Raw genomic sequence first — 23,190 nt, forward strand, 5'->3', positions numbered from 1 at the left:
GTTTATGATCGAAGGACAGTCTACATAGCCCGCCGAGCTGTTCTGCTCGGGAGCTTGTTCATTGCCTACTTCATCCAACTCTGAGACGAATAGGCAAAGCCTCAGATTTTGTCGCACCAAAATGGTCCGTTTCCCAAAATCGTCGGTTCATAAATTATGACTAACGCCTTTCTCACTCGCCGGTATGGAGCCGCGAAGCGGCGGAAAATCGGTCGCTGTGGAGCCGATTGTTAAATCCTTTAGCGTACGGTATTCTGAACATGGTCAACATCCTGTACAGGAGAAACCTTATGGATGCCATTAGCTATACAGCCGCTAGAACCAATCTAGCGAAAACCATGGAGCAGGTCTGTGAAGACCATTCCCCTGTGATCATTACCCGGAGCAAGTCGCAGTCCGTGGTGATGATCTCGCTTGAGGACTACGAGGCATTGCAAGAGACCGCATACCTCCTGCGCGCACCAAAAAACGCCCGTCGTTTGTTGGAGTCCGTCGCCGAGCTCGAGCAAGGTGGTGGTCAAGAAAAGGGACTTCTTGAATGAAACTCATCTTCTCCAAGAACGCCTGGGAAGACTATTTGTACTGGCAGAAAACTGACAAAAAGATCCTTAACCGAATCAATAAGCTGATCAAAGAGACCAAGCGAGAACCGTTCGAAGGCATTGGTAAACCGGAGCCTCTCAAACACAGCCTCGCCGATTATTGGTCCCGGCGGGTCAATGAAGACCACCGAATGGTTTACAAGGTCACGGATGACGCTTTACTTATCGCCCAGCTTCGATACCACTACTGATTTAACGCCTTGCTCTGCGGCAGCGTACAGTTGGCGGCTTTTTTGCCAGCGAAGCGCAGCAGAAAAGATGCCAACTGTGCGATGACCGTAGCAGCAACTTGTTATACGTTTTCATCGTCGTCAGGGCCGTAGATATCAAAGTCAATCTCTAACCCTCGTTGGCCAAGTGCCAACATTGTATCTGCAGTTAAACCAATACCTTCCATCGAAGTCTCCATGAACACACCACAAAATATGTCCATGCTATATTGACGAGATAACGCCGCCCATATATCAAGATCGCTTGTTAGCTGAGCGAGCAGCTCTGATACCTGAGAATCTAGGTCGCCCGGTTCTCTTTCCGCAGCTTCTAGTCGCCACATCCCAGACCGAGCAATACGAGGCTTGCTATTTTTACTCCAACAAAAGGGCTCGCCCTTGATCATCTCGCGCGTAGGCTCACAACCAAGCTTTGCGGTGATATCAGATGGAATTAGTTCGTCACCCATGACTCTTAATGAAGCCACTGTTCTAGAGATTATCGCCATAGTTCCTTACGTATAACGCTGCCATCATGGGCAATTTGGAGCGGAGTGTTCTGTGCAAACATTGAGCGAAGCGAAAGCACAGAACACGGAGCGGAAAATTGTCCCTTGCATGGCCTTGTTACGCACGTTGTGAGGCCACTTGGTGCAGCTCGTACACAGTACCGAATCGAGCAGCTTCTTCAATGTTTCCACTACGCAACGCGCTTCGGACGTCGTCTAGCTTCAGCGCATCCTCCTTCGAAAGATGCGGCCCCCAACTCTCATCGTCATCCAGCAACTCAACTTCTACTTCTGCAACGAGTTGCCCGTAATGAATGTACTTTGTTCTAGTGGTACCGCTCATTTCAGTCTCCTCAGAAAAGTCGAATCCCAGCGAGTCGTGCTAGGACGATAAGCAGTGATTAAAACGGCTGGAGTGTCACGTCCTTTGGGGATGCCCCACACCACATGAACCGGGTTACCGGAACCATCTTGTTGCAAAGCTAGTACCGACTGCCCTTTTGGGAATTCCGGGTACTCTTCAACTGCAACAGCAGACTTCACACCATCTAGAATATCACGAACCGATAGATCGTCCTCTGCGAGCTCATCATAGCCATGAGCAGAGATACGTACTTCGTCGGAAGCTACCAACTTTGCTATTCGATTCAGAATCAAAAAGAACCTCTATCCTTGTATGCGTAACGCTTGGTTCTGCTGCGCTGAGCGCAGCGAAGGTACCAAGGCGCACCGCGCCTTGGCGACTGCAGCAACCACTTGTTATTTGGCGTGGGCTTGAAGACGCTGCACTCTTGAAACCCGGCTGTCTCGATCAAATTACCCATGCCGTAAAACCTGCACTATTGAGACTATGTCGTCTTCGAAAGCCGGTCCAGACTCGCTGATCGAGACTACAACCGGCCTCATAATCCCGATCGGCGGAGCTTGCCAAAAGATTAGCTGAATTCTGCAGCTAAGGCGGACTACCGAACCAAAGCTGGTGCCTCCAGGGACTACTCCCGCCGAGGCCTACCGCGACACTGCCGACAAATAACGCTGCGCTCAGCCGCCGGAGGTAACTGGCGCTTTTTGTGCTCTGCACAAAAGGTGACAGTTGCCGACGGTCGGTTGCAGCGCCTTGTTAGCGGCTTAACTTGGCAGCCTAAAAAGAGTTGAAATATCCTGGGCGAGGCGCTGGCCTTCAAATTTATTACCAAGTTTTCGGCCAAGATCATCTACGGCTAGGAGCAGATTTTCCACTAGAAGCTGCCTACGAACTTGCTCTGATCCATTTAGAAACCGATCGTACTCGATGACAAGCCGGTAATCAGCAGTCTTACTCTTGTGCTGGACCAACCTTCGTTCTGAAGCAGGACTGAATCGCGGCCCACGGATGATGGGTGCGAGTGCAATCTTCTCTATTGCTGAACCATACATTTGCCCGGCCAAGTGCTCATTTAGCTGTTTCTCAACCTGCTGACGTATCGCCCGGAACACCTCTGCAATTTCTGAGTCTAGCTCACCGCTAATGAAGAAGCGCATATTTTGTACCGCTAACAGCTTATTATAATGCGCGCTCAGTAAGCCCGCGCCTCCTTCCTCAACCGACTGTACTGCCTCCACCAAAAAAGCCCTTGTATTCAGCGCCATACCGACCAACAAAGCCAATCAATATCGCGCCTAATTGACACCAGCATGAGTAAAACAACGCACCCGTGCAAACAGAGCACAACCGCGCTCACTAAACCCGGACGCCTCGAAAAAAACTCACTCCACAACAGCCACTTGCAGCGATGAGGCTGATGAATTGAAGCGCCGGTGTCCGGGCTTACGAAGCACCAGGACCGTGAAGGACAGGAGTGCAGACCGTGTTAATCGTTTTCGACCGGCGATTCTGTTTCCAGACGCTCCAGTAATTTCAGCGTAGCCCGCACGAAATCATGGTCTGTCACGATGCCGATGACCTGCTTTTCACGAACGATGGGGAGGCAGCCGACCTTGCGATTGAGCAGGAAATTGGCGCCATCGGCCATGCCCGTTTCTGGAGACGCAGTGGCGACATTTTTCGTCATGATGCGTTCGAGGCTGATACTGGCTTCATGTTCCGCCCGTTCGTCCTCCGTCATCGCATAGATATCAGAATCCATCGCCGCGAGCAGATCGCCGCGACTCACGATGCCGACGAGCCGGCGTTTTTCCGGAATCTCATGCACCGAGAGTATGGGAATATGCCGAACGCGCCATTCGGCCATAGCCCGGCGCGCATCCAGTACAGAATCATCCGGTGACAGTGTTCGCACTGGCGTGCTCATCATTTCCTGCATCGTTACCATAGCCGAGTCCTCCATTACACCTGTACTTGCGCCGCTCCAGTTCAGGAGCCGCTATCGTTTCTGGTGGTACGCTTCATCATAACAGTTCAGTGCAGCGTCGAGCTGATTGTCGAGAAAGGGCATGCGCAAATCGAACTCGCGCGCGGCGCGGCTGTCCAGGCTGACATCGGCTGGTCTGGCTGCGAGTAATCTCGCCTGCTCACGCAAACCGCTCTTCGTGTAGGCCATCGCACTCGCGGCAGCGCTGACCAACGTGGGATGTGCCGGACGGCGATGATTGTCCGTGGCATCGACCCGTTGCTCGCAATAATGCTGCAAGCGCTCGGCCAGCGCTTGCAGGAACTCGAATCTTGAAACGGTTTGCAGGCCACCCAGATGCAGCAGTTGCATCTGATGCCTTGGCACTGACTCGGCCAGCTGCAGCAGGCCTCTGGCCGCTGCGGCATAACTGATGGTGGAGCGGTATTCGTCACTGAAGCCGGTAACGGTTTCGCCAGCAGCCCAGCGCTCAAGCGTGCGCTCCATCGGCGACGGTTGCAGGCGCCCGTGACCGAATAACAGCGGAAGACGGCAGATGATGCCATGACAGCCAGAAGCCTTGACGGCCTGCTCTGCTTCCACCTTGTGCCGGCCGTATGTGTTGACCGGCCGCGGCTGCGCTGTTTCGTCGTAATGCCCCAGCAGACCATCGTAGACGAGATCGGTTGACGTGAAGATCAGCCGGCAGCCGGTTTCGGCGCAGAGTGCTGCGAGCAGGCGTGTGCTCTGTATATTGATCAGCTCGGACGCTACCGGGTCCTCCTCACAGGCCTCTGGCGAGCTCATGGCCGCGCAGTGAACGACGAGTTGAGGCTTGAATTGATGAAACAGTGCGGACAGCATGTCGGCATCACAAAGATCGATGCGCGAGCGCCAGGCGGCGAGCGTATCAGGTACAGCGCGCTCGTGACTGAGTGCGTAGACTTCATAAGCAGAGGCGGCCTGATAGCAGATTTCGCTACCCAGAAAGCCACTGGCCCCGGTGACGAGCAATTTTTGCCTGGCGCCAGCGCTTGGCTCGCCGAAACCGGCAACACCAGTGTCTTCAGCCGCTTGATTGAAGGGCCCTAGCTGCACGACAGGGCCGCGCCACTAAACGGCGGACATAAAAAAGCTCTCCTCACTGAATCAGTGGGAGAGCTAACAATCACCGCCATAGCACTAACGCTTATCCTTTGCGAGTTTCGCCCTCGCAACGAACAGAGAGTTAATATACCAATAACCTTGATATATACCTGTAACATAGCTATTCCTGGGCCATAATTCAACATTCATCTTAATATCAATAGCTTAAAAATAACAAATTGATATCTAGTCTGGCCGGACTGGACTGATCAGCCTGAAACGCACCAAGACTGTAAAGTCATTCGACAATCGTATAACAGCGTTAGCCGCCCCGCAAACATCCCGCAACCGCAGTTCTACTTGCGGATACCTGAGGCTGCATTTGCTTACAGAAGTCATGGGATATGGTGGGTTGAGCAGCCACGGGGAGGCCTGCAGGCCAGGATTCGTCTGGCGCTGAAGGCATTGATTCTGAAGGTTGTAAAAAAATTAGACGTCAGGCGAGAGTTGGCTGGCCAGACTCCTGATTTCATCTGACATGTCGAACAGCGTCTCGGCAACGGTGTCGGCGGTGTCCCGGGACAGGCCGAGCGAAGCGAACAACTCTTCTGGCATCTCGATGACTGGGCCTTGGCCAATGCCCTGCCGTCTGAGCAGCTGTGTCGCCAGGAACAGCACCTTCGCGTATTGCGAGGGTGCGTCTTCAGGCAGCACATTTTTCTGCTGTCGAATAGCGTCGACGAGCTCATCCGGCATGTTCCAGATGTACATCAGACGGCTACCAATCTGCTCTCTGTTGACGCCGAGAACATGCTGCTCACACAATTCCGAGTCCAGGTGCGGGTTTACTTCACAGATACGGTTGACCTGTTCGAAATGCGGCGGAAATACATGGGCCAGCACGAGGTAGCCGAGGTTGTGCAGCAGCCCTGCCAGATAACAGAGCCCTCGATCGGGTCGCAGCGCCCGGGGGATGGCGTCCGCCAACGCGCCACTGAGCGTCGCAGTCCAGACGGCCTGCTCCCAATAAGGCGTAAACCCTTCAGGTACGTTCCTTGGAATTCTCAGCATGCTGCCGAGCGAAAGGCCTATCGAGAGGTTCATGACCAGGTCGTAGCCCAGCACTCGCATGATGGCATCGTGCACGGAACTGATCTTGCCTGGGGCGGCGTAGAACGAAGAACGGGCCCAGCTGACGACCTGAGCGGCCAAAGCCGGATCTGTTTCGACGATATCGGAGAGATCGTACACACCTGCGTTGGGGTCGACCCTGAGCTGGATGATGCGCTGTGCCGTCTGCGGCAATGGCGGTAGCTCGAGCGTGTCCTGCAGGCGTTTCTCGATTCTGAGGCTGGTCAGACTCTGAATGGCCTTGACGATCTGTTCGTGGTCCTTCTCGGGCGCATTACGATTGACGCGCAGCAATTCCAGCGGCTGACTGAAGTGGAGGACTCGCGACTTCTGATGCAGACTGGCAAACAAGGCCTTATCGAGCGCGATGCAGCTATTGTCATATTCGCCATCGATCACCACCCTGTCCTGAGCCATCAGCGACTGCTCCACAATGCAGGGCATCTGGGTGATCGCCGGAATGGCTGGAATACTGCTCCAGCCGAAGCGTGAGCACAGCACTTCAGTTTCAATGATTGATACAGCCCGGAGATCGCGGCCAAGTTGCTGGTTCAGGTCTTCAAGATCGAGCAGGGCATTGACCGGCATGAGCACCTGCACACGCCCCATGGCATCGTGCAAGATCTGGCTGCGTACCCGCTGCTCGGGCTGAACGCTCTCTGGGTTGACACTGACAGGGCGGGCAAGTGGATTGGCCGTGGATTCGACTTCGTCGAGAAGTGAGGAATACACCTGCTCTACTGCATTGGGAATAGCCATGCTGGTACCTGTGCGACTGTCGCCGTCATGTTGAGTCATATACAGGAAATTCTAGCAGTAGATCCCAAAATCACACGTTTGCCAGGCCGCATTCGAGCGCCATCTTCAGCAGCCGGTCACACCTCGACGAACTGCATCCGGTGCTGAAGCCAACGTGTACTCAACTCGGATTCGAGGGCTGGCGTGGCGGCTGCAGCCAGCTTCTTGACCAGCGGCAGCAGATGCTGGTCTCGCTGCAGATCAGCGATCCTGAAGTTGAGCGACCCTGCCTGTCGGACACCGAGCACTTCGCCAGGGCCTCTGATTTCAAGATCCTTTTCGGCGATATAGAAGCCATCGTGGCTTTCGCGCATGGTCTGCAGGCGCTGTTTTGCCAGTTGCGACAGTGGCGCATCGTAGACCAGCAGACAGTAGCTCTGCTTGGCGCCTCGGCCGACGCGACCTCTGAGCTGATGCAGTTGAGCCAGACCCAGCCTTTCCGAGTTCTCGATCACCATGAGGCTGGCGTTGGGCACGTTCACGCCCACTTCGATCACCGTGGTCGCCACCAGCAGCTGTATTTCGCCTGACTTGAAATGCTGCATGACCATGCGCTTGGCATCCGACTTCATCTGGCCGTGCACCAGGCCGACACTGAAGCCGGGCAGCGCCGCAGCCAGCATGGTGGCGGTCGATTCGGCAGCCTGACTCTCGATGGCTTCTGACTCGGCCACGAGCGTGCAGACCCAGTAGACCTGGGCGCCCTCAGACAGGGCATGCGCTATCCGCTCGATGAGATCCTCGCGGCGCTTCGAGGGCACCACACTGGTCTGAATGATCTGCCGACCCGGTGGGAGTTCATCGATAACAGAAGTGTCCAGGTCGGCGTAGATACTCATCGCCAGCGTGCGCGGAATCGGTGTGGCGGTCATCACCAGCTGGTGGGGCTGACGGCCTTTGTCTTTCAGGGCCAGGCGCTGGCCGACGCCGAAGCGATGCTGTTCGTCGATGATGATCAGCCCGAGCTGCCGAAACAGGACGTCCTTCTGGAACAGCGCATGGGTACCGATGACGATTTGCGCGCTGCCACTGGCGATAAGCGCCTTGACCGCTTTTTTCTCAGCGCCCCGCATGGAGCCGGTGAGCAGCTGGACGCTGACGCCAAGTGGCTGGCACCAGCTGCGAAAGCTGTCGATATGTTGCTCGGCAAGTACTTCGGTTGGGGCCATCAACGCCACCTGTAAGCCGCTATCGATGCAGTCGAGCGCCGACAACGCGGCAACGAGGGTCTTGCCGGACCCGACATCGCCCTGAAGCAGACGTTGCATCGGCTGGCCGGTAGCGAGATCGGCGCGAATCTCCTGCATCACCCGCTGCTGCGCGCCAGTCAGCCGAAACGGCAGTGTGGCCTGGAGCTGCTGACTGAGCCTGGGCTTACCATCGACGACGAACCCCTGGCGCGATTTCATCTGCTTCCTCAGGCGCAGCAGGCTGAGGTGATGGGCGAGCAGTTCCTCTAGCGAAAGCCGATCCTGGGCGAGCTCGATGGGTGAGCGGTCGGCACGCACCGCCTCGGGCGCGTCGTCTTCTGCCATCGCCAGGCGTTCGGGCTGGTGAACGATGTGCAGCGCCTGGCTCAGCCCGCAGTGGAGCACGGTTTTCTCGGGCGCGGTGAGCGCTCCTTGCGGCCTTGGCAAATGTTCGATGAGCGTGGCGGAGCGAAGCAGTCCGAGCGACTGGACGATGAGCTGACGCAGCTGTGTCTGTGCGAGGCCTGCCAGGGCCGGGTACACGGCCGTCAGACGCGGCGTGTTGAGTCCAGCCATCAGCGCGCGGCTTCCTCCTGCCTCCTCAGCTCCGTCGTCTTCCCCGGCATCAGGGGTACCTTCCGGCATGACTTCGGGATGATAGAACTCCACCCCGTTGCGGCCCGGCCGCGGCTCGCCAAAAAGATCCAGGAGCACACCTGGCAGATACAGGTTTCGCAAGGCAGCCGAGGGGTAGTAGAAGCGCAACCCACAGGTACCGGTCGCATCCTGCACCCGTACGAAAAGACTGGGGCGCCGACCCTGTTCACTCTGGGCACTGACCACCGTGCAGCAGATTCGGCAGCCGCGGCCGATTTTGAGACTGGCGATCGGCACTACGCGGGTGCGGTCCTCATACCGAAGAGGCAGATGAAGCAGCAGGTCTCTGACGGTCACGATGCCGGCCAGCGCCAGCTTCTCACTGAGGGCGGGCCCAATACCCTTCAGGCAGTCGACCGGCTGCTCGATGGCTTGTTCACTGGGATGCGCGACCCTGCTCGCGCCCTGGCTCAATCCAGTATCCGACACTGCCCCGCCGCTCTGGTGAGCACGTCGATGGCCTTGGGCCGGGGAAAACTGACCCGCCAGGCCAGGCCGACCGTTCTGAACGGTGAAGGTGCCTCGAACGGTCGTACCGTGAGGACGCCGGGGCTGTAGCGATCGGTCAGCGCGGCCGAGGCCGGCAGAACGGTGATGCCGAGCCCGGAGGCCACCATGTGGCGTATGGTTTCCAGACTGGTGCCTTCGGTCATCAGGCGGCCGTTGCCACTTTGCACCTGCCGCGGGTCGCCGCGCTGCCCGCTACGCTGCTGGGACATACTCTGGCCGCGGTCAAGGTCACGCAGGCGCTCGGTCAACTGCGGACATGACTCGATGACCTGGTCACGAAAGCAGTGGCCGGGGCCGAGCAGGAGCAGCTCATCAACGGGCAAGGCATCGGTCGGTATCGCCTTGAACTTGGTCAGCGGATGGTCGGCTGGCATGAGCACCACGAAAGGCTCATCGTAGAGGGGCTTGGTCAGCACCTCGGGTTCGGAGAACGGGAGTGCGACGATGATGGCATCGAGTTCGTTATGACGCAGCCGCTCCCGCAGGGCAGAGGTATAATTTTCTTCGATATACAGCGGCATGTTCGGTGCCGCCTGCCTGACCTGTGGGGTGAGATGGGGAAACAGATAGGGCCCAACGGTGAGGATGGCGCCAAGCCGCAATGACGAGCCCAGCTGATCCTTGCCCGACTGCGCGATATTCTTCAGCACGCCGATTTCATCAAGCACATGACGTGATTGCTCGATGATGCGTATGCCGATATCGGTAATGGCGATGCTGCTCTTGCTGCGCTCGAACAGGGTGATAGCCAGTTCGTCTTCCAGCTTCTTCACGGCCACACTCAGGGTGGGTTGGCTGACATGACAGCGCTCGGCGGCCCGGCCGAAATGACGCTCCTCTGCGAGCGTGACGATATAGCGCAGTTCTGTAAGGGTCATTGGTCGGGCACTCCTGAAACCTTGGTCCACCGCGGACGCGTGGCCTACCTCAAGATATATAGCCTCAGCCAATGTATTTCAATTGTTTCAATAGTTAAAGACTTTTTAGCAGGGTGCCCGGAAACAGCAGCGCTTCCGGGCCAGAGGGGATACTAGTTACAGTCGAGGCAGCTCCATTCCACGATGCTGCTACCAGAGCAGCCCATCATCGCCGCCACCATTATTTCACCCTGGGTCGACGCCGGAGGCTGGTGTGTACGGATCCCAATACCAGGTGCTGATCGTGGGATCGTAGCCAGGGTTGGCGTGCTCGGCGACATATAACTTGCCATTGAATCTGACCACAGCGCCTTTCGCATACTGCGTTCCTGCCCGCCAGTCCGGGTAGGTCTGGGTGCCACCGTTGTCACCGCCATTGTTGCCGCCCCCGGTATCGGTATAGGGGTCCCAGAACCAGGTGCTGATGGTTGGGCTATAACCGGGATTTGCATGTTCCGCGATGTACAGTCTGCCCTCGTAGCGCACGATGGCGCCTACGGCGTAATAGGTGTTGCTGTTCCAGTCAGGATAGCTGTCGGTCGGGTTGCCACCGCCGCCGCCATTGTCATCACCGCCACCGTTGTCGCCGTTACCACCGGCTGCGTGGCCAACGGTATCCCAGATGGTCTTCATCAGCGAGAGGTTGTCACGGGTATCCTGCGAGATCTCCCAGAACATGATGCCCCCGGCTTCATCCAGCGCGAGTTCGGCTTTGGCCTTGATAGTCGGCTGTCCGTTGTAGTCCAGGCCACCGGCGTTATCAACCTGGGCAGCGCTTGCGCCATGGCGCGCGATAATGTCGCGATAGGCGAGATAATTTGTGCGTGAGTAGAACGGCACGCCTAGTACCGCCTTGCTCTTGGGTAGACCCTCGTTGAACTTCCAGTGTGTGAGCGCTGCTTGCGCCGCCTGATAAGTCGAGTGCGGATAGTTGAGGTCGTAGACCATGAGATTGAGGAAGTCGACGGCTTCGATGACCGCCGAACCTACACTGCCTGGCCAGTCGTTATGAGTCACCGCCGCCGTCAGCAGCTTACCGCGTGGCTTGAGAGCGCGATTGAGATCCTGCATCAATATCCGGAAATTATTCGCCTCGGCACCGGCGTTGGGATATTCCCAGTCGATATCCACACCATCGAGACCGTACTGGTTGACGAAATTCACGATATTGCTGACGAAGTTGGCTCTGGAGCTGCTATTGGCCGCCAGGCTGATGAAAGCCGAATCATCACCATCATTCCAGCCGCCGACCGCAATGAGCACTTTGACGCCTTTTGCGTGCGCCTGATTGACCAGGTTGTTCAGTCGTGCCCCGCCACCAGGCAGGGCCTGCAAGCCGCCGTTCGCGGTTGGCAATACAAAGGAATAGTTGATGTGGGTCAACCGCTCGTAAGGGATGCTGTTCACATCACCCTGCCAGGTCGGGAAATAGCCGACCACCTTGAAGGCGGCGGCTGGCCCGGCTGCAAATAGTGCCGCCAATGCCAGAGTCAGCATGCCGCGTCTGACGCTCCTTGATGTCATATCCCTGCGTTCCTTTTTTGGTTGAGGGGATTTAAGAACGCTCTAGGGTAGGCTCTCTGCGGGCTGTGCGAATCGTTCAGAAGGTTGGTTATCGCTCAACCGTTTGGATGAGGCAGGCCGCTGACAGGTCTTGAGAGAAAACGGCTGATGCGCCATTCTGCAAGGCCGCTCAAGTGCCTCGAAAGGATATAGCCTGCCATGACGACCAACGCTACTCACGCCGCCGAACTGCTTCTGCTGGGCTATGGCCAGCTCAATACTGCGCTCGCACAGTCCCTCATGGCGTCGCCACTGCGGCTGGGCGCGGCGGCCGACAGACTGAGCATTTGTGCTGTATCACGCTCTCCACGAGACGCAGCCGCATCGGCCGATGCAAGGGTGAGCCTCAGTCACGAGGCGATGGACCTGCTCAGTCCGGATTTCAGCAGACTGCCAGAGCATCCGCTCGCGATCATCTACTGTCTGACGCCTTCGGAGATGAGTCCTGAGGGTTATCGCAAGGCTTATGTCGAGCCGCTCCGGGCCATACTGTCACACTACGAGGCTGCGCAGTCGCGCGAGGGAAATAAAGCACCGTTGCCGCATGTATTCTTCATCTCCAGTACTGGGGTTTACGGCCAGGATGATGATGTTGCAGTCAATGAAGCGTCGCCCACAGCACCGTCGCGATTCAGCGGGCAAATCATGCTCGAAGCTGAAGACCGGTTGCGGGCGAGCCCTCTGCCCGGCACAGCCGTGCGATTTAGCGGCATCTATGGTCCAACGCGACTCGGTATGCTGCGCGGCGTAGTCGCCACAGCCCTGCTGTCTGAATCGCTCCCCGACAGCGAGACCGCGGACTCTTCACCCTTCACCAACCGGATTCATGACGCTGACTGCGTGGGTGTGCTGAAATATCTGCTTCAGAGGCTGCTCGATGGCCAGCCGCTCGAAGCGTTGTACCTGGCGAGCGATCCCACCCCGACCAGGCGCGCTGAGGTGGCCAGGCGGCTCGGGGAATATATTCGGACATTGCCGACACAGCAGCGCGAGCTGCTGAAGGCACATTTCGGTGAAAGCCTGAAGAAGGGCGGACTGCCAGAGGGTTCCGGCAGGGCTGGCAGCAAGCGCTGTCTCCCTGAGCGCCTGCTGCAGACGGGCTATGAATTCCGTTATCCCGACTTCATGAGCGGCTACAGCCGCATCATCGAGGATCTGGTCCAGGCGCCCGAAAAATCTTAGATCACCATGACCGCATCCATTTCCACAGGCACACCTTTCGGTAGCTGGGAAACGCCGATGGCTGCCCTGGCCGGATAGGGGTCACGAAAGTAGGTGGCCATGACTTCATTGAGCTGGGCAAAATTGCTCAAGTCTGTGAGGTAGATATTGAGTTTGACGATATCCGACAGCTCACCGCCCGCAGCGCGACAGACCGCCTGCAGGTTCTCGAATACCTGTGTCGTCATGGCCTTGAAGTCGCCACTGACGACTTCCATGGTCTTGGGATCCAGCGGGATCTGACCTGAGAGATACATGGTATTGCCAGCTTTTACAGCCTGCGAATAGGTGCCGATGGCACTCGGTGCATCATCGGTATGAATAATGGACTTGTTTGTCATGACTACGAATTCCTCATGCAGATGCTTGATAAGGTTGAACAAAATTGAATTACGGTCTTGTGTGGTCAGTGCCGCTTGTAGCGCGCCAGGCTGGTAACGACCTTCAGGTGCCTGAGCTTTCGCATGACCCGTGCCAGATGGCTGCGCCCCTGCACATTGAGCAGGACCTTGATGACAACGTGACGGGCGTTCTGCTCCATGACCTGAATGTGCTCGATACTGCTTTCAGCCAGCGTGATCGTACTGGCCACCTCGGCGATGACGCCGCGCTGCTTTTCGGCTTCGATGCGCAACTCCACGACGAACTCGTCAGTGATGTTCTTGCCCCAGTGCAGCGGTATGAAGTTATCGGGATCCACCAGAAGCTCACGCAGGCGCTCGCAGTCGGCAGCATGGATGACCATGCCCTTGCCTTCCTTGAGGTAGCCCACAATCGGGTCGCCCGGAATGGGCTTGCAGCAACGAGCGAAGGTGAGGACGCTTTCGGCGGTCCCTTCGATGAGCAGTGCCGAGTGCGCTTCCTGTGCCGGGCCCTTGGGCAGGACCTCATCGATATTTTCCGGGATGCTCAGTAACTGCCGCGCCACAATGAAGGGCATGCGGTTACCGAGACCGATTTCCTCGAGCATCTTGTCGAGCCCGGTGAGCGAATTATGCTTCAGCACAAGGGCAATCTGGGCATCGCTGATTGACTCGAGCTTGTAGCCAAGATCCTCCAGCGCCTTGTTGAGCAGGCGATAGCCAAGATCCCGCGCCTCTTCCAGCTGAATCTTTCGAAGGTGGTGGCGAACAGAGCTTCTGGCCTTGCCAGTAACTGCGAAGTCCATCCAGGCATCTTTAGGCATGGCGCCCGGCGTGGTGATGATTTCCACGGTCTGACCACTCTTCAGACTGACGCTCAATGGCGCAAGATGCTTGTTGATGCGGCAGGCAACGGCTGAATTACCCACGTCGGTGTGGATGGCGTAGGCGAAGTCGATCGGCGTTGCCCCAGCTGGCAGCTCGAGAATCCTCCCCTTTGGCGTGAATACATAGATCTCATCCGGGAACAGGTCGATCTTGACGTGCTCAATAAAGTCGAGGGAATCTGAAGTCTTCTCCCTGAGCTCGAGCATTTCATTGACCCACTTCTGCGCGCGCTTCTGCTGGTTGTCGGCAAGGTCAGAGCGCTTATAGAGCCAGTGCGCGGCAATGCCGGACTTGGCGACGCGATCCATCTCCTCGGTGCGGATCTGCACCTCGATGTTGACCTGCGAATTGAACAGGGTGGTGTGCAGAGACTGGTAGCCGTTGGCCTTCGGCAGCGCGATATAATCCTTGAAGCGACCGGGCAGTGGCTTGAACAGGCTGTGCACCATGCCGAGAATGCGATAGCAGTCGTCAGCACTATTCGTCACTACTCGCAACGCATAGACATCCATGATGTCCTGGAAGGAACTGCGCTTCAGCTTCATCTTCTGATAGATACTGTGGAGGTGCTTTTCGCGACCTTCCACTCGGGCCTGAATACCTTTTTCGCGCAGACTCGACTCGAACGAGCGCTGAATGTCCTCGATGATGCCGATGTGGTTGCCGCGTAGCTTGCGCACCGCTTCCCGGATGTACTTCGCCCGCATCGGATACATGGCACCGAAGCCGAGATCCTCCAGCTCCGTGCTGACGGAATGAATGCCGAGGCGATGAGCGATGGGCGCGTAAATGTCTAGCGTTTCGGTCGCAATGCGCCGACGCTTTTCAGGCTTCAGGGGGCCGAGTGTACGCATGTTGTGGAGACGGTCGGCGAGCTTGACGAGAATAACGCGGATGTCTCTCGACATGGCCAGCGCCATCTTCTGAAAGTTCTCGGCCTGAGCCTCAGCGCGGGATTTGAATTCGATCTGGGTGAGCTTGCTGACCCCATCGACGAGCTCAGCGACTTCACGGCCAAATTGACCGTCGATGGCCTCTTTGGGAATACCAGTGTCTTCAATAACGTCATGCAGCAGGGCGGCTGCCAGGCACTCGCTGTCGAGTTGCAGGTCGGCCAGTACGTTGGCTACGGCAAGGGGATGGGTAATATATTCCTCACCACTCTGCCGATACTGCCCATCATGGGCCTGCTCGGCATAGTAGTAGGCACGCCTGACCCGGTCCACTTCCTGTGGATCGAGATAGCTGCCCAGTCGATCTGCGAGAATTTCAATGGTCATGCGTATGAATATAGCGCAGACAGCCTGTCAGGCATAGACTTGCCTACAGGCTAGGACATGACGTCCTACATGAAGTTCTGGCAATCTCAGTCGTCGAGATCTTCTATGGTTTTCTTGGTGATGAGGCCCTTGGCAATCTCGCGCAAGGCGACCACGGTCACCTTGTCATTCTCCCACTCGACCTTGGCATCGCGTATGCCATGGGCGAGCTGACGTGAACGCTTGGTCGCAAGCAATACGAGCTCGAAGCGGTTTTCAACGTGATCAAGACAATCTTCGACAGTGACTCGAGCCATGAACAGGGCCTTTGGGGAAATTAAACGGGCACGAAGTGTACAACATTCAGACCACCTCTATCAATGGTCGCCGTCTGCTCCGCACAGATCATTGAGGATATCGGCCAGGGCAGGCGCCTGCCGCGCCAGACTGTGCCGCTCAGCCAGAAACACTGCGCTCAAGGCATCGAGCGCCGTATCGAAATCGTCGTTGACGATGAGATAGTCGTATTCGGGATAGTGAGCCATCTCTGAGGAGGCCTTGCCGAGCCGCTTGGCAATGACGTCATCGGCATCCAGCTTTCGATTTCGCAGGCGGGACTCGAGAGCGGCCAGCGAAGGGGGCAGGATGAAGATCGAACGCGTTTCGGGCCTGAGCCGCCTCACCTGTGCTGCCCCCTGCCAATCGATTTCCAGGATCACGTCGATGCCGGCCTGTAGTTGCTCATCAACCCAATCTGAGCAAGTGCCGTAAAGATTGCCAAATACGTCTGCAGATTCGAGAAAGGCGCCGTCTGCCTGACGTTCGATAAAATCTTCCCGACTCACGAAATGATAATGCACACCGTCTACTTCGCCCTGGCGCGGCTTGCGTGTGGTGTGCGAAATAGACACCTTGAGCCGCTGCTCCCGCTTGAGTAGCGCCGTCACCAGACTGGTCTTGCCAGCCCCGGACGGCGCGGACACCACGAACAGCTGGCCGCGAACACGATGTCCTGTCTCGCCGCCGAATGCTGAGGAAGCCTTGTCGTGAGATACTGGAGCTGGTGCTGCGGTCATGATTTTTGGCCGTATAACAGAATGTGGCTGATGAGCGACCGCCTCCTTCGAGAGGATCGGCTGCTATGCTAATGGACAAGAATAGCTGTTCTTGGCAGCTTCCGGCCAGTCTGATGCGCCCAAACTGTCAGTGAAATAGCATACAGGGATACATGTTTCGACCATGAACAAAGCTCACCCCAGCGGTCATAGTGACCACGATCATGAACTTGCCGGCGATTCTTCAGCGATGGCTGGACACGCGACGGCCACCCGCTTGCAGCAACTCGAATCCGCTCTGGAAGATCTGCAGAGCCGATTTCTCTTCCAGGAAGACACCTTGCTGCAGCTCGATGATGCGCTGGTCACCCAGCAGAACACCATAGACCGACTCGAGAAGCTGCTGGCCGATTTCGCCGACAAGGTGGATCAGCAACTGCATGACCGCCAGGGCGGATCACCTGAGCACGAAAAGCCACCGCATTATTGAAGGTTTCAGCCTGCAAGCACCACGGCCTGCCGGACGACGCGACTGATAAAGAGGGCTTTACCATGTACAAGACAGGCATTTTGCCGCCTAGCCGCCTACTGCAGCTGAGGGAGTGCAGCATGGGGCTGGATATCATGCACTATGTAGCCGACTCAGCCTCTCCCTTCAGTGATCGCTTCATTGGCCGTCGCGCCTACAAGGCCTTCCGCCGCCCGGCGAGCAAGCGCACAGCCATGCTGGTACCCGGCTTCGGCGGCGGTCCACGCTCGCTGTTCGTGCTCAGACAGACCGCCGAGGACGCAGGATACAGAACAGTGGACTGGGGCCAGGGCTTCAATACTGGCGACGTGCGCCACTTCCTGCCCCTGGTTCAACGGCGGGTTCGCGAGCTCGCAGAGTCCAGCGGCGAACCAGTCACCCTGATTGGCTGGAGCCTCGGCGGCTATATATCCAGAGAAGTGGCCCGCGATATGCCGCAGCACGTTCGTCAAGTGATCACCCTGGGCACGCCGGTGATCGGTGGACCTCGCTATACCATCGTAGCCAAATTCTATGAACGGCAGGGCCATGATCTCGATCAGATTGAAGCGGACATCAAGGCGCGCTACGACAACCCGATTCAGGTGCCCGTCAAGGCCATATATTCGCGACGGGATGGCGTCGTGTCGTGGGAGGCCTGCATCGACCACTGGACGCCGGATATCGAGCACATCGAAGTGCCACAGGCTCATCTGGGACTCGGGTTTTCTCCCTCGGTACAGCGTATCGTGAGCCGTTTGCTCAAGGTCAGCGAGATGGAGGTCACCTCAGCCACACCAGCACCGCTCACCGCCATGTCGACCGGCGAACCCTAACGGCCCTGTAAAACGGCACCTATCGTCATATTTTGAGGACCTCTTCCTAAACCATTAATATATAAAGCATGAACGGGACATTACAAATACATTACAGCGTAAGTAATTCCCGCAGTTCGTTAATCACTCCGTCGATCCGGGCCCGTAGCACTCAAAGTGAATTACGGAAGTTCAACCCTAACAGTGATTAACGAATCGGAGTTACTATGAAAACCACAAGGACATTAGCAATCGCAGCACTGTGCAGCGGCCTTTCCGTTGGCGCCTACGCCGAACCTCAGACTGGAGACCAGCTGTTGACGCTCGCTGGCTCGGGTGCGAGCAACAAGGACTTTGAGGCGAACGTTTTCAACCTGAGTTTTGACTACGGTAAATACCTGTCACCTGAGGGTGTAGCTGGTATTCGCCAGAGCGTTGGTATTGCCGACACGGGCGACGACAACAACTGGAACGGCGCGACCCGCCTCTTCTATGACTATCACTTTGGTAATACCGAGTGGCGTCCATTCGTAGGCGCTAACATTGGTATGGTATACGGTGATGGGGTCGAGGAAACCGGGTTTGCGGGCCCTGAGGCCGGTGTGAAGTACTTCGTCAAAGATGACACCTTCGTTCAGCTGCAGGCTGAATACCAGTTCTTCTTCGATTCCAGCAATGAAGCGCAGGATAACTTCGACGACGGCTCGTTCGTATACAGCCTCGGTATGGGTATCACGTTCTAAGGTAGCGCCACAGCTATCCGCGAGGCCGCCACTGATGATCAGTCGCGGCCTTTTTTGTTATTCAATATTCTGGATCTGCTCTCTCATTTGTTCGATGAGCACCTTGATTTCCACGGCCTGCTGACTGGTTGAGCTGGCCAGGGACTTGGACGACAGGGTATTGGCTTCGCGATTCAGCTCCTGCATCAGGAAATCCAGACGACGGCCCACTGGCTCGTTTTTTACCAGATTATTACCAATTTCCTTCAGATGCGATTCCAGCCGGTCGAGCTCTTCGGCCACGTCGGCCTTCTGTAGCATGATCACGAGCTCCTGTTCGATACGATGGTCATCGATCTGCTCCTGCAAGTCGGCAATACGTGCGCGAATGGCATCGGCCTGGCGATCCATGATGATCGGCAGTTGATCGCGCACGGCTCGCACCTGAGCGCGAATACCGTCAATTCGGGTTTCGATCATCGGCAGGATTCGGGCGCCTTCGCGGGCGCGCATGGCACACAGCTCTTCCAGCGCTTCGGCGAAGAGCGTCAGCGCGTCTTGCTGAATCGACTCCAGATCGTCTTCGCCGCGTTGCCATACCCCTGGAAACTGCAGGATATCGAGCGCGCTGATGTGGGCGGGGTTGTCGAGTATGCGGGCAATGCGATCCATGGCGGAATGGAGCTCGGTGACCAGCTCCAGGTTTACCTCGATAGGCTGAACCTGTCCTGATGACGCCTCGTAGCGCAGCATGCACTCCACCTTGCCACGCTGCACGTGGCTCCGCATGACCGAGCGCAATTCTGCATCGATTTCGCGAAAGCCATCCGGCAAGCGTATCGAAGGCTCCAGATAGCGATGGTTCACCGATCTGAGCTCCCACACCAGTGTGCCGGTCTCAGTCTGTGATTCCTTTCTGGCATACGCCGTCATGCTGTTCAGCATCGTTTGCTCCAGTTGTTGTTATGGCTGCTTCAGCGATCATACAGTCGCCCGGCATACGCCGCCATAGCCGAAAAGTCCCGGATATCCGCTGCCGGACATACCCGGGGAACGGCTTTCAGGGCTGTGGTATGATGACCGCCCATTACGGGAGACGCCCAGATCGTCTTCTGGAACTGATCATTGAACAGAGATACGAGACCTTATGCGCCCAAGCGGACGACAGAACGACGACACCAGAGCAATCACCATTCAGCGCCAGTTCACGAAGCATGCCGAGGGCTCGGTTCTCGTTTCTTTTGGCGACACCAAGGTCATCTGCACCGCCACCATCGAAGCTGGCGTGCCGCGATTTCTGCGCGGCGAAGATCAGGGCTGGCTGACGGCTGAATACAGCATGCTGCCGCGCTCAACCAATACGCGTAACCAGAGAGAAGCCGCAAGAGGCAAACAGGGTGGCCGTACCGTAGAGATTCAGCGATTGATTGGCCGCGCACTGCGGGCAGCCGTCGACATGAAGAAGATGCCAAATGTCTCCATCACACTGGATTGCGACGTCATACAGGCTGACGGTGGCACGAGAACGGCTTCGATCAGCGGCGCCTATGTCGCGCTGGCAGATGCCATCGCGTTTGGCATGGCCAAGGGCCTGCTCAAGAAGAACCCACTGATGCACAAGGTAGCTGCGATTTCTGTGGGCATGGTTGGCGGGGTGCCGGTTCTGGATCTTGACTATATCGAGGATTCAAAAGCCGATACCGACATGAACATCGTCATGACCAGCGCAGGCGGATTCGTCGAAGTGCAGGGCACTGCTGAAGCAGAACCCTTCACTGGCAGCCAGTTTGCGGAAATGCTGAAACTGGCAGAGGTCGGTTGCCGACACATCTTCGACGTACAGGAAGCCGCTCTGAACAGCTAGCGTCCCATTTAGTAAGGAATATCGTAATCCACGATGACCGGAAAGTGATCTGAAAAGGTCGCTGTCCGGTCGATCCAGGCTGTTTCTACCGTGCCCGCCAGACCTGGCGACGCGATCTGATAATCCACCCGAATGCCTGGCTTTCGCTTCGACATGGCGCAGGCCTCTGGCTGCCAGCTAAATTCGGACGAGCCTTTCTCCACAGCCCTGAAGCTGTCGATATACGCCATTTCGTCGAAGATCTTGTCAAGCATCGCCCGTTCCGGGCCAAGAAAGCCCGACAGCTCTGTCTTGTGAAAGATCGCGTCCGCATCGGTCACCAGATGCGCGGTCTGCAAATTGCCGCAGAACAGAAATTGCCTGCGCTTGCGAAGTGTCTTGTTCAGATGCGCCGTGAAGGCTTCGAGAAAATCGTTCTTCATGTCCTGCAGCGGCGGATTGGTCAAAGCATCCGGCAATAGAAACGAAGCGACACTGACCGCATCGAAATCGGCCTGTAGAAAGGCGCCGCGCATATCGGCCTGTGGATAAGCGAAGCCCATCATGATGGCCTTGGGGACCTGGCGTGTGTAGATGCCTACGCCCCCATCTTCCAAATTCTCACCATCGAGGAAATAGCCTTCGTAGCCATCCGGGCGATACGGGCCATCTTCGAGCTCGTACACCCGCATTCGGTGATCCTGAATACAGATGACGTCAGCATCAGCTCCCTTTATCCAGTCGAAAAAACCCGCTTCGATCGCTCGTTGCAGACCATTCAGACTGACCGTCACAACCCTCATCCGATGTCACCTGTCCATTATTCGGTGTATGATACTAAACTTCATTTTTATTCATCATTTCTATTCAGATTCGTCTTCAATTACAAGTATATGCATAATTTTCAGAAAAACTTCATCGAATTCGCCATTGATTGCCAGGCCTTGCGCTTTGGGCGTTTCACTTTGAAATCCGGTCGAATCAGCCCGTATTTCTTCAACGCCGGTGCTTTTAACACATCAGGCGCGCTGGCGCAGCTGGGGAGTTTTTACGCCCAGGCGCTGCAGTTCTCCAGCCAGCAGTTCGACGGCCTCTTTGGCCCGGCCTACAAGGGCATCCCCCTTGCGACGGCCATGGGTGTCGCCCTCTATCGCGATCACGATCTCGATCTGCCGGTCACCTTCAACCGGAAAGAGGCCAAGGCGCATGGTGAAGGCGGCATACTCGTCGGTGCGCCCCTGAAAGGACGAATTCTTATTGTCGACGATGTCATCACGGCCGGCACCGCCATTCGCGAATCCATCGCTATCATTCGGGCCTCTGGCGCCGAAGCGGCCGGCGTGCTCGTTGCGCTCGATCGCCAGGAAACGGGACCGGACAGTCAACAGCGCCTGTCAGCGATTGCGGCGGTGACTGAAGAATTTGGCATCCCTGTTACCCCCATCATTTCCCTCGGCCAGATTCTGGATTACCTGGACGATCATCCTGACCTGAGCGAGCATCGGGACGCCATGGCCGAGTACAGGGCCAACTACGGCGTCGCCTGACCCACTGGCTCAACGCCACCCCTTGGCGTGGCCGCTTTCGCGGACCTGTACTACACTGAGAATCTGACACAGTTCTCAATCAGGCCAGGATTCCGACACCACCATGACAGCACCGTTGTACGCCGCTGGCCTTGCCTTGCGCCGCTGGCAGATGCTCACCCTGGTCATCTTGACCTGTTTGCTGGCTATGCCGCTTCAGGCCGAGGTCGTCTACTATCGCTATAAAGATGCCAATGGCATGACCGTGCTTGGCAGCTCCGTACCACCGGAGCTGGCGCGTCAAGGCTATCAGGTCGTAAATATTCGTGGTCGGGTCATTCGTGAAATAGCGCCGGCGCTGACCGAAGCCGAACTCGCCGAAAAAGAGCGACTGAAGCGCGAAGCCGCAGAGGCCAGGCGCAAGCAGATCGAGCGACGCGAGCAGGATCGTACGCTGTTGCAGCTCTACCGAACCCCGGCGGACGCCGAGCGGGCACGGGATCGACGGCTGCAAGAGTTGCAGGCGCTGATTCAGTTCAAGAAGAACCACCTTAATTCTTTGACCAAAGACCTCATGCAGTATGAAGCAAAGGCTGCCGAGATAGAACGCCTTGGGCGCCAGATACCACAGGCCGTAATGATTGATATTGATCGCACTCAGAAGAGCATAGGAACGCTTGAGACTGAGATCAACGAGGCAGAACGTCAGGCTAGCGCGGTCGAGGCGGAATTCGTCACCATTATCTCACGGCTTGAATACCTGCAGACTCTGCAGGATCAATAAAAAGCCGGGCAGGACCCGGCTCTTCATACTCACTTTGACAGCAAGCCACACAGGCTGGCATTCAGCCAGACTGCATGTTCGGTACTAGAGCGCGTCTACTGCTTCGTCAACCTTGCGGGTCGCAGTCTTGGTGTTGCGCTTGACGCTGGTCTTGGCCTTGTCAGTCACCTTTTTCGCGTCTGCCTTGACTTCCTTTTCAGAAGTTTCGAACTTGGCGATCAGGTCCTGTGCAAAGGTGTTGACCTTGGTATTCAGGCCAAGTACTGATGAGTACAGGCTGTCGAGAACCTTGTCGTGCTTGGCACGGAGATCCTTGACTGAATAGCTTCGCGCTTCTGCTTCGATTTTCTCAGCGAATTCGAAAGGCTTGGCAATCACTGCGCGATGCTGCTCTTCGATAGTCTTGACTGCTTTCTCGACAGCTTCCTGAACCTGTTCCTGATATGTCTTGAGCTTGCTCATTGTAAAACTCCTTTTCTAATGTCTGAGGTGCAGTTCGTCCCGGTAACCACGCAGGGCGTGGGAAAAATTCCGGAAAGTGCTGCTGTCCCGTTTCAGGCCAGGCGAAACGACAATCGTCTCGACCTGACTTGCGATCTGAAAATCACTGGGCCGTTTACATCAGGCTGGTGTGTTCAATGATCTTGAGGTGATCCTACGGAGAACAATTAGAATATTCATACTAATAGAGTGCCAGAACTTACA

The 23,190-nt window shown here is 56.6% G+C and carries 26 protein-coding genes; 9 read left to right on the top strand and 17 right to left on the bottom strand.

Annotation, left to right across the window (positions count from 1 at the left end; all coding sequences use genetic code 11):
* Positions 1 to 290 precede the first annotated feature (290 nt).
* A complete protein-coding gene (locus tag ABD735_RS09935) occupies positions 291 to 542 on the top strand; it encodes a type II toxin-antitoxin system Phd/YefM family antitoxin (protein ID WP_344805868.1) in 252 nt (83 codons plus the stop codon).
* Positions 539 to 793, top strand: coding sequence for a Txe/YoeB family addiction module toxin (locus tag ABD735_RS09940; RefSeq protein WP_344805870.1), 255 nt, complete (start codon positions 539 to 541; stop codon positions 791 to 793). Before ABD735_RS09935 ends, ABD735_RS09940 begins: the two co-directional genes overlap by 4 nt.
* Positions 794 to 894: 101 nt before the next feature.
* Here ABD735_RS09940 and ABD735_RS09945 read toward each other — a convergent pair whose 3' ends face one another.
* From ABD735_RS09945 to ABD735_RS09990, 10 genes are all read right to left on the bottom strand, one after another.
* On the bottom strand, positions 895 to 1,281 hold the full coding sequence (locus tag ABD735_RS09945; protein ID WP_344805872.1) for a DUF4279 domain-containing protein: 387 nt from the start codon (positions 1,279 to 1,281) through the stop codon (positions 895 to 897).
* A gap of 157 nt (positions 1,282 to 1,438) precedes the next feature.
* Positions 1,439 to 1,663, bottom strand: coding sequence for a hypothetical protein (locus ABD735_RS09950; protein WP_344805874.1), 225 nt, complete (start codon positions 1,661 to 1,663; stop codon positions 1,439 to 1,441).
* The gene (locus ABD735_RS09955) at positions 1,660 to 1,977 is read right to left on the bottom strand and encodes a DUF4258 domain-containing protein (protein ID WP_344805876.1); all 318 of its coding nucleotides are present in this window, start codon (positions 1,975 to 1,977) and stop codon (positions 1,660 to 1,662) included. Before ABD735_RS09955 ends, ABD735_RS09950 begins: the two co-directional genes overlap by 4 nt.
* Positions 1,978 to 2,448: 471 nt before the next feature.
* The gene (locus ABD735_RS09960) at positions 2,449 to 2,967 is read right to left on the bottom strand and encodes an Imm44 family immunity protein (RefSeq protein WP_344805878.1); all 519 of its coding nucleotides are present in this window, start codon (positions 2,965 to 2,967) and stop codon (positions 2,449 to 2,451) included.
* 203 nt (positions 2,968 to 3,170) lie between these two features.
* The gene (locus ABD735_RS09965; protein WP_344805880.1) at positions 3,171 to 3,632 is read right to left on the bottom strand and encodes a CBS domain-containing protein; all 462 of its coding nucleotides are present in this window, start codon (positions 3,630 to 3,632) and stop codon (positions 3,171 to 3,173) included.
* Between the two features lie 51 nt (positions 3,633 to 3,683).
* Positions 3,684 to 4,748, bottom strand: a complete 1,065-nt coding sequence (locus tag ABD735_RS09970) for an SDR family oxidoreductase (protein ID WP_344805882.1) — start codon at positions 4,746 to 4,748, stop codon at positions 3,684 to 3,686.
* A 477-nt stretch (positions 4,749 to 5,225) separates the two neighbouring features.
* On the bottom strand, positions 5,226 to 6,665 hold the full coding sequence (locus ABD735_RS09975) for an aminoacyl-tRNA deacylase and HDOD domain-containing protein (RefSeq protein ID WP_344805884.1): 1,440 nt from the start codon (positions 6,663 to 6,665) through the stop codon (positions 5,226 to 5,228).
* Between the two features lie 77 nt (positions 6,666 to 6,742).
* Positions 6,743 to 8,941 (bottom strand): ATP-dependent DNA helicase RecG, encoded by a 2,199-nt coding sequence (recG, locus tag ABD735_RS09980; protein WP_344805886.1) that lies wholly within the window; start codon positions 8,939 to 8,941, stop codon positions 6,743 to 6,745.
* Positions 8,923 to 9,900, bottom strand: coding sequence for a hydrogen peroxide-inducible genes activator (locus ABD735_RS09985; protein ID WP_344805888.1), 978 nt, complete (start codon positions 9,898 to 9,900; stop codon positions 8,923 to 8,925). The genes recG and ABD735_RS09985 overlap by 19 nt, the downstream gene beginning before the upstream one ends.
* 225 nt (positions 9,901 to 10,125) lie before the next feature.
* Positions 10,126 to 11,463: a glycosyl hydrolase family 18 protein gene (locus ABD735_RS09990; protein WP_344805890.1), complete on the bottom strand. Its 1,338-nt coding sequence runs from the start codon at positions 11,461 to 11,463 to the stop codon at positions 10,126 to 10,128.
* 198 nt (positions 11,464 to 11,661) lie between these two features.
* On the opposite strand from ABD735_RS09990, the gene ABD735_RS09995 reads away from it, so the two are divergent.
* Positions 11,662 to 12,684 carry a hypothetical protein gene (locus tag ABD735_RS09995; RefSeq protein WP_344805892.1) on the top strand — a complete coding sequence of 341 codons (1,023 nt, stop codon included), beginning with the start codon at positions 11,662 to 11,664 and terminating at the stop codon, positions 12,682 to 12,684.
* Here ABD735_RS09995 and ABD735_RS10000 read toward each other — a convergent pair.
* The 4 genes from ABD735_RS10000 to gmk all read right to left on the bottom strand — a co-directional run bounded on the left by ABD735_RS10000 (position 12,681) and on the right by gmk (position 16,308).
* Positions 12,681 to 13,064 (bottom strand): RidA family protein, encoded by a 384-nt coding sequence (locus tag ABD735_RS10000; RefSeq protein WP_344805894.1) that lies wholly within the window; start codon positions 13,062 to 13,064, stop codon positions 12,681 to 12,683. The two genes, ABD735_RS09995 and ABD735_RS10000, sit on opposite strands and share 4 nt — an antisense overlap.
* 65 nt (positions 13,065 to 13,129) lie before the next feature.
* Complete coding sequence (locus ABD735_RS10005) at positions 13,130 to 15,253, bottom strand: RelA/SpoT family protein (protein ID WP_344805896.1); 2,124 nt, start codon at positions 15,251 to 15,253, stop codon at positions 13,130 to 13,132.
* A gap of 86 nt (positions 15,254 to 15,339) precedes the next feature.
* Positions 15,340 to 15,549 carry a DNA-directed RNA polymerase subunit omega gene (gene rpoZ / locus ABD735_RS10010; RefSeq protein WP_344805898.1) on the bottom strand — a complete coding sequence of 70 codons (210 nt, stop codon included), beginning with the start codon at positions 15,547 to 15,549 and terminating at the stop codon, positions 15,340 to 15,342.
* A gap of 60 nt (positions 15,550 to 15,609) precedes the next feature.
* Positions 15,610 to 16,308: a guanylate kinase gene (gene gmk, locus ABD735_RS10015; RefSeq protein ID WP_344805899.1), complete on the bottom strand. Its 699-nt coding sequence runs from the start codon at positions 16,306 to 16,308 to the stop codon at positions 15,610 to 15,612.
* 163 nt (positions 16,309 to 16,471) lie between these two features.
* Between gmk and ABD735_RS10020 the strand changes: the two genes are divergently transcribed.
* From ABD735_RS10020 to ABD735_RS10030, 3 genes are all read left to right on the top strand, one after another.
* Complete coding sequence (locus ABD735_RS10020) at positions 16,472 to 16,777, top strand: SlyX family protein (RefSeq protein ID WP_344805901.1); 306 nt, start codon at positions 16,472 to 16,474, stop codon at positions 16,775 to 16,777.
* A gap of 62 nt (positions 16,778 to 16,839) precedes the next feature.
* Complete coding sequence (locus ABD735_RS10025; protein WP_344805902.1) at positions 16,840 to 17,631, top strand: esterase/lipase family protein; 792 nt, start codon at positions 16,840 to 16,842, stop codon at positions 17,629 to 17,631.
* Positions 17,632 to 17,837: 206 nt separating this feature from the next.
* Positions 17,838 to 18,353 (top strand): hypothetical protein, encoded by a 516-nt coding sequence (locus ABD735_RS10030; RefSeq protein ID WP_344805904.1) that lies wholly within the window; start codon positions 17,838 to 17,840, stop codon positions 18,351 to 18,353.
* Between the two features lie 57 nt (positions 18,354 to 18,410).
* Here ABD735_RS10030 and ABD735_RS10035 read toward each other — a convergent pair whose 3' ends face one another.
* Positions 18,411 to 19,277, bottom strand: a complete 867-nt coding sequence (locus ABD735_RS10035; RefSeq protein WP_344805906.1) for a YicC/YloC family endoribonuclease — start codon at positions 19,275 to 19,277, stop codon at positions 18,411 to 18,413.
* A 202-nt stretch (positions 19,278 to 19,479) separates the two neighbouring features.
* On the opposite strand from ABD735_RS10035, the gene rph reads away from it, so the two are divergent.
* A complete protein-coding gene (gene rph, locus ABD735_RS10040; RefSeq protein ID WP_344805908.1) occupies positions 19,480 to 20,196 on the top strand; it encodes a ribonuclease PH in 717 nt (238 codons plus the stop codon).
* Positions 20,197 to 20,204: 8 nt separating this feature from the next.
* Here rph and ABD735_RS10045 read toward each other — a convergent pair whose 3' ends face one another.
* A complete protein-coding gene (locus ABD735_RS10045; protein WP_344805910.1) occupies positions 20,205 to 20,978 on the bottom strand; it encodes an exodeoxyribonuclease III in 774 nt (257 codons plus the stop codon).
* Between the two features lie 90 nt (positions 20,979 to 21,068).
* On the opposite strand from ABD735_RS10045, the gene pyrE reads away from it, so the two are divergent.
* Together pyrE and ABD735_RS10055 are read left to right on the top strand one after the other, a co-directional pair.
* Positions 21,069 to 21,722, top strand: coding sequence for an orotate phosphoribosyltransferase (pyrE, locus tag ABD735_RS10050; RefSeq protein WP_344805912.1), 654 nt, complete (start codon positions 21,069 to 21,071; stop codon positions 21,720 to 21,722).
* A 103-nt stretch (positions 21,723 to 21,825) separates the two neighbouring features.
* Positions 21,826 to 22,485, top strand: a complete 660-nt coding sequence (locus tag ABD735_RS10055; RefSeq protein WP_344805914.1) for an ABC transporter ATPase — start codon at positions 21,826 to 21,828, stop codon at positions 22,483 to 22,485.
* An 84-nt stretch (positions 22,486 to 22,569) separates the two neighbouring features.
* On the opposite strand, the gene ABD735_RS10060 is transcribed toward ABD735_RS10055, so the two are convergent.
* Positions 22,570 to 22,947: a hypothetical protein gene (locus ABD735_RS10060; protein WP_344805916.1), complete on the bottom strand. Its 378-nt coding sequence runs from the start codon at positions 22,945 to 22,947 to the stop codon at positions 22,570 to 22,572.
* Between the last annotated feature and the right edge of the window lie 243 nt (positions 22,948 to 23,190).

The organism is Allohahella marinimesophila, assembly GCF_039538005.1.
GTDB lineage: Bacteria > Pseudomonadota > Gammaproteobacteria > Pseudomonadales > Oleiphilaceae > Allohahella > Allohahella marinimesophila.

Excerpts from the sequence above, each read along its gene's own strand:
- ABD735_RS09935 (WP_344805868.1), top strand. The coding sequence starts at position 291 with ATGGATGCCATTAGCTATACAGCCGCTAGAACCAATCTAGCGAAAACC.
- ABD735_RS09940 (WP_344805870.1), top strand. The coding sequence starts at position 539 with ATGAAACTCATCTTCTCCAAGAACGCCTGGGAAGACTATTTGTACTGG.
- ABD735_RS09945 (WP_344805872.1), bottom strand. The coding sequence starts at position 1,281 with ATGGGTGACGAACTAATTCCATCTGATATCACCGCAAAGCTTGGTTGT.
- ABD735_RS09950 (WP_344805874.1), bottom strand. The coding sequence starts at position 1,663 with ATGAGCGGTACCACTAGAACAAAGTACATTCATTACGGGCAACTCGTT.
- ABD735_RS09965 (WP_344805880.1), bottom strand. The coding sequence starts at position 3,632 with ATGGTAACGATGCAGGAAATGATGAGCACGCCAGTGCGAACACTGTCA.
- ABD735_RS09975 (WP_344805884.1), bottom strand. The coding sequence starts at position 6,665 with ATGACTCAACATGACGGCGACAGTCGCACAGGTACCAGCATGGCTATT.
- ABD735_RS09985 (WP_344805888.1), bottom strand. The coding sequence starts at position 9,900 with ATGACCCTTACAGAACTGCGCTATATCGTCACGCTCGCAGAGGAGCGT.
- ABD735_RS09990 (WP_344805890.1), bottom strand. The coding sequence starts at position 11,463 with ATGACATCAAGGAGCGTCAGACGCGGCATGCTGACTCTGGCATTGGCG.
- ABD735_RS09995 (WP_344805892.1), top strand. The coding sequence starts at position 11,662 with ATGACGACCAACGCTACTCACGCCGCCGAACTGCTTCTGCTGGGCTAT.
- ABD735_RS10000 (WP_344805894.1), bottom strand. The coding sequence starts at position 13,064 with ATGACAAACAAGTCCATTATTCATACCGATGATGCACCGAGTGCCATC.
- ABD735_RS10005 (WP_344805896.1), bottom strand. The coding sequence starts at position 15,253 with ATGACCATTGAAATTCTCGCAGATCGACTGGGCAGCTATCTCGATCCA.
- rpoZ (WP_344805898.1), bottom strand. The coding sequence starts at position 15,549 with ATGGCTCGAGTCACTGTCGAAGATTGTCTTGATCACGTTGAAAACCGC.
- gmk (WP_344805899.1), bottom strand. The coding sequence starts at position 16,308 with ATGACCGCAGCACCAGCTCCAGTATCTCACGACAAGGCTTCCTCAGCA.
- ABD735_RS10020 (WP_344805901.1), top strand. The coding sequence starts at position 16,472 with ATGAACAAAGCTCACCCCAGCGGTCATAGTGACCACGATCATGAACTT.
- ABD735_RS10025 (WP_344805902.1), top strand. The coding sequence starts at position 16,840 with ATGTACAAGACAGGCATTTTGCCGCCTAGCCGCCTACTGCAGCTGAGG.
- ABD735_RS10030 (WP_344805904.1), top strand. The coding sequence starts at position 17,838 with ATGAAAACCACAAGGACATTAGCAATCGCAGCACTGTGCAGCGGCCTT.
- ABD735_RS10035 (WP_344805906.1), bottom strand. The coding sequence starts at position 19,277 with ATGCTGAACAGCATGACGGCGTATGCCAGAAAGGAATCACAGACTGAG.
- rph (WP_344805908.1), top strand. The coding sequence starts at position 19,480 with ATGCGCCCAAGCGGACGACAGAACGACGACACCAGAGCAATCACCATT.
- ABD735_RS10045 (WP_344805910.1), bottom strand. The coding sequence starts at position 20,978 with ATGAGGGTTGTGACGGTCAGTCTGAATGGTCTGCAACGAGCGATCGAA.
- pyrE (WP_344805912.1), top strand. The coding sequence starts at position 21,069 with ATGCATAATTTTCAGAAAAACTTCATCGAATTCGCCATTGATTGCCAG.
- ABD735_RS10055 (WP_344805914.1), top strand. The coding sequence starts at position 21,826 with ATGACAGCACCGTTGTACGCCGCTGGCCTTGCCTTGCGCCGCTGGCAG.
- ABD735_RS10060 (WP_344805916.1), bottom strand. The coding sequence starts at position 22,947 with ATGAGCAAGCTCAAGACATATCAGGAACAGGTTCAGGAAGCTGTCGAG.